Genomic DNA, 755 nt, shown 5'->3' on the forward strand with positions numbered 1-755 from the left:
TAGTCAAGCGATTCAGATTATCATAGCCGAAAACTTCATTTTTTCTGTTTGACACATCGTTGCGCTGGGTCAGATTGCCGGTCATTGCATTAAACGTATAATTGACATCGTCAATAACCGATGCCCCGTTTTTCAGCAGAATTTGATTCGGCAAATGGTAAGTGTCGAAATCTGAAACACGCTTTAATCCATTGCCCAACGTGCTTTCTGTGATTTGCCCCAAAGCATCCATAGCATCCATTTGCCACAACAAATCGGCATTTTCGGTATTATGCATGGATGTGAGCACGCCATCAAGCGCATGCGTATTATAGGCGAAGCCTATAGCCCGCCCACAAACACAAATGACAATCAACAATAAAAACCTTTTCATACTTCTTTCGTATTTCAATCCAAACATTTTTTTCACTCCGCACCCAAAGCCAAAACTTCGCTTCCCCTTAGTCAATCACTAAGGAAACCTGTCTCGGATAATTCGCTATCTTTAAACAAGATGCGTTTCTTTATCCGGTTATGTACTAATCATTTGCAAGCCGGAGCCTTGCTTTTAATCCAACGTAGGCAGTGCCTACAAGGCTTGCTTTCATCCTCACAATGCTATTTTCACTCTTTTTCCCTCACTTTATAGCCTTTGTTTCATTTAAATTTATTCGAGTTGTATCAGAAATAAATAAATAAATATAACTTTCTTTCGTGATTTACGTTATCACAATTAGGGTATATCAATTCATCAAGATTTCTGCGCGATATAATTT

1 protein-coding gene is annotated in these 755 nt (G+C 38.8%); it reads right to left on the minus strand.

All coding sequences use genetic code 11. The annotated features are described in order from the left end of the window. On the minus strand, nt 1-400 hold a 400-nt coding region (locus tag ASC50_RS02345; RefSeq protein ID WP_158648304.1), incomplete at its 3' end, for a hypothetical protein. Nucleotides 401-755: the final 355 nt, after the last annotated feature.

The organism is Candidatus Symbiothrix dinenymphae, assembly GCF_001431085.1.